The organism is Microbacterium sp. (genome assembly GCF_039812165.1).
Classification (GTDB): Bacteria; Actinomycetota; Actinomycetes; order Actinomycetales; family Microbacteriaceae; genus Microbacterium.
The window spans coordinates 1-3589 of the sequence record NZ_JBDIAB010000254.1 but is presented as its reverse complement, the minus strand read 5'-3'; the positions used below and the strand labels follow the sequence as shown (position 1 = coordinate 3589).

General features: G+C 73.8%; 5 protein-coding genes. 1 reads left to right on the top strand and 4 read right to left on the bottom strand.

Annotation, left to right across the window (positions count from 1 at the left end; genetic code table 11):
• Positions 1 to 2: 2 nt before the first annotated feature.
• Complete coding sequence (locus tag WML84_RS13825) at positions 3 to 587, bottom strand: dihydrofolate reductase family protein (RefSeq protein ID WP_347346717.1); 585 nt, start codon at positions 585 to 587, stop codon at positions 3 to 5.
• 66 nt (positions 588 to 653) lie between these two features.
• Positions 654 to 1511, bottom strand: coding sequence for a helix-turn-helix domain-containing protein (locus tag WML84_RS13820; protein WP_347346716.1), 858 nt, complete (start codon positions 1509 to 1511; stop codon positions 654 to 656).
• A gap of 105 nt (positions 1512 to 1616) precedes the next feature.
• On the opposite strand from WML84_RS13820, the gene WML84_RS13815 reads away from it, so the two are divergent.
• The gene (locus WML84_RS13815; RefSeq protein ID WP_347346715.1) at positions 1617 to 2270 is read left to right on the top strand and encodes a M15 family metallopeptidase; all 654 of its coding nucleotides are present in this window, start codon (positions 1617 to 1619) and stop codon (positions 2268 to 2270) included.
• Positions 2271 to 2306: 36 nt separating this feature from the next.
• Here WML84_RS13815 and WML84_RS13810 read toward each other — a convergent pair whose 3' ends face one another.
• The gene (locus WML84_RS13810; RefSeq protein WP_347346714.1) at positions 2307 to 3011 is read right to left on the bottom strand and encodes a response regulator transcription factor; all 705 of its coding nucleotides are present in this window, start codon (positions 3009 to 3011) and stop codon (positions 2307 to 2309) included.
• On the bottom strand, positions 3008 to 3589 hold a 582-nt coding region (locus WML84_RS13805; protein WP_347346713.1), incomplete at its 5' end, for a histidine kinase. The genes WML84_RS13810 and WML84_RS13805, both read right to left, overlap by 4 nt.

The window sequence follows — 3589 nt, the reverse complement described above, 5'->3', positions numbered from 1 at the left end:
CGTCAGCGATCGCGGCCCGCGACGCGGAACACCAGATGGAGCACGCCCTCGCCCTGGATGACGACGTGCGGGTCGTCGAGCTTCTGCAGTCCCGCCACCGCGCCGAAGTACCGGCGCCCGGATCCGAAGACGACGGGCACGACGTCCATGGCGACCTCGTCCACGAAGCCGGCGGCGAGGAGCTGTGCGCCGACGTCGCCGGCGTTCACGCTGACGACCCGATCGCCGGCGAGCTCGCGCGCGACCGCGATCGCCTCGGCGACGTCGCCGACGAAACGATACGGCGCATCGGGATGCCAGCCCTCGGGCTTCGGCCGGTGCGACACCACGACGACGTGGTCGCCGACGGGCGGATGCCCCTCCCAGCCGTTCATGAGGTCGAACAGGCGGCGCCCGATCACGAGGCAGCCGATCGACTCCCACACCGACCGGACGTACTCGGCGGATGCACGGGACATCCGGAACCCTCCGTCGCCCAGCGGGACGTCGCCGCCGAAGTACCAGTCGTGGAGCGGACCGACGTCGTCACGGTCGTCGGCGATGAAGCCGTCGAGCGACACGACGTCGTGCATGATCACGGTTCCCATGGGTTCCTCCCTGGTGGGGTGTGCTCCGATCCTGCGCTCTCCCGGCATCCGCCGTCTTGGAGAAAATCACTCCACCGGCATCGGGCCCAGGTCGAGCGGGAACCCGGCTTCGCGCGGCATCCGCCGCCTGAGCGCCAGATAGTCGCTCGGGGTGAGCCCGGTGAACCCGCGGAAGTCGTTGATCAGGTGCGGCTGGTCGAAGTAGCCGACCTCGCGCGCGAGGTCGGCCCACCGGACCGGCCGCGTGGCGTCGATCGAGAGCATCAGGTGGGCGAACCGGTAGATCCGCGCCAGCCGCTTGGGCCCGACGCCCACCTGCGCTGCGTAGGTCGCGGCGAGCCGGTTGCCGCTGACGCCCGCCCGGTCGGCGAGGTGCGCGACCGACGCCGAGCCCCACGACCTCTCCAGGTCGGCGGCCGTGCGATGGACCAGCTCCAGTCCGCGGGAGGACGGCGGTCCGAGTCGCGACCGGAGCCACGCCGCCAGGAGCCGCGGCATCGCCTCGGCGGACGCGGCCGCCGCGAGGTCGTCCCGCAGCCGATCGATCGCCGGGCCCCACACGGCGTCCGCCGGCACCCATCGGTCGCGCAGCTCGCCGGGCGGGAGCGGTGCGAACGGCGCCAGACCCCACGGCTTGAAGTGCACCCCGGCGACCCGCACGCCGCTGCCGTACTCGATCGTGAACCGCCGCGTCCACAGGCCCGTCGCCCAGGCGCCCTCGAGCACGAGAGGCGGCGCCGCGGCATCGGAGTCGCGGAGGACGACGGGATCGCCGAGGTTCACGAGGAGGTGCGCGGACGGCATCGGCGGGACGTTCAGACGCCGGCGCGCGCCCGGGGCGCCGGAGAGCACGTAGACGTCGTCGACGAAGAGGTCGAGCGGCGGACCCGGTCTCTCCCCTGCATACGTCATGACGCCGGTCACGTTCCGACCCTACGTCCGCCGATCGTCCGCTCGTACGGAGCGGATGTCGTGCGCGTATCGAAAGCCCTTACGGAGCCGCAACACGCCGCCGCCTCGACTGGTGGCATGAGCAGCACAGCAGCCGGACCGGGATCCCGACTGAGAGCACGGCGGACGCTCGCCGGCGCCGCCGTCGGCACGGCAGCCCTCACCGTAGCCGTCGCCATCGGCATCCTGAGCGCCCAGCCGGGCTCGTCGGCGGCGCCGCCTATCGGCGGCGTCGCGCGCGACGACCGACCCGGCGCGACGACGGACGACGGCGTGGCGAGCGAGGCGGACGGCATCCTTCCCGACGGCGCGACCGTGTTCGACGGGCAGTACGCCGGCATCGCGGACCTCGACTCGGAGCTGCTCGCGGCTCTGCACGCCGCGGCGACGGACGCCGCCGAGGACGGCGTCACGCTCCACGTCAACAGCGGCTGGCGCTCCGCCGGGTATCAGGACCAGCTCCTTCGCGACGCCGTCGCCGAGCACGGCTCGGAGGCGGAGGCAGCGCGCTGGGTCGCCACCGCCGACACGTCCCCGCACGTGCACGGCGACGCCGTCGACATCGCGCCCTACGACGCGACGGCGTGGCTGTCCGAGCACGGCGCCGCGTACGGGCTGTGCCGGATCTACGAGAACGAGCCGTGGCACTACGAGCTGCGTCCGGATGCCGTCGACTCCGGGTGCCCGCGCATGTATCCCGACCCGACGTACGATCCGCGCATGCAGCAGTGAGCTCCGCCTGCGCCGATCCTCGAGCGATCCGGCAGCTCACTCCTCCCGCGGCGCGCCCCCGTCATGCGCTCCGCGTGCCGCCGCGCCGCCGACCAGTCCGTGCTCGTAGGCGGCGATCACGAGCTGCGCGCGGTCGCGGGCGTGGAGCTTGGACAGGAGGCTCCCGATGTGCGTCTTCGCGGTGCCGATCGAGATGTGCAGCGCCTCGGTGATCTCGTGGTTCGACAGCCCGCGGCCGACCAGCACGAGCACCTCGGTCTCGCGGTGGGTCAGCCCTCGCGGAGGTCGCGCCCGACGCGGCTGCGGCCGGTCGAGGTAGTGGGCGACGAGACGCGTGAGGATGCTCGGGGCGAACAGCGACTCCCCCGCGTGCGTGCGGCGGACGGCGTCGAGCAGCTGCTCGGGCTCGGCGTCCTTCAGGAGGAACCCGCTGGCGCCCGCCCGCAACGCGGAATGGACGTACTCGTCCAGCTCGAACATGCTGAGCACGAGCACGCGCGTGCCGGCGAGCGTCGGGTCGGCTCCGATGCGGCGGGTGGCGTGGATGCCGTCTCCTCCCGGCATCCGGACGTCCATCAGGACGATGTCGGGTCGCAGCTCGTGCGCCCGTGCGACGGCCGTCTCGCCCGTGCCGGCCTCGCCCGCCACGGCGAGGTCCGGCTCGCCGTCGACGATGAGGCGCAGGCTGTGGCGGATGAGCGGCTGGTCGTCGACGACGAGCACGCGGATCTGCGCCGTCATCGCTCCCCCGGCATCCGGGCGACGAGGCGGAAGCCGCGACCGGCGGCGCCGGCGTCCAGCTCGCCGCCGAGGGCCTCGACCCGCTCGCGGAGGCCGACGAGACCCGCGCCGGCACCGCGGTGGGGCTGCCAGCCGGGAGTCGGACCGTCGTCGTCGACGGCGACGACGATCGTCGACCCCTCGCGACGCACGCCGACGCGCGCACGGCAGGGGCCCGCGTGCCGGGCCGTGTTGGCGAGCGCCTCGCGCACGACGGTGCAGACGGTCAGCTGGACGCTCGCCGGCACCTCGCCGAGCTCGCCGGGCTCGAGGGTCGCGTCGACACCGGCGGTTCGCGCGGCGGCCAGGATGCCCGGCAGATCGTCGAGCGTCTCCGCCGGACGCAACGGCGCGTCCTCGCCCGGGGCGCGCAGCACGGCGAGCATGCGACGGAGCTCCGCCGTGGCATCCCGCCCCGCCCGTTCGATGTCGGCGAGCGCGGTCGCGCGCTCGACGTCGCCGTCCGGTCCGGCGACGCGACGCGCGGCGGCGGCGCGCACGGTGATGAGGCCGAGTCCGTGCGAGGCGAGATCGTGCAG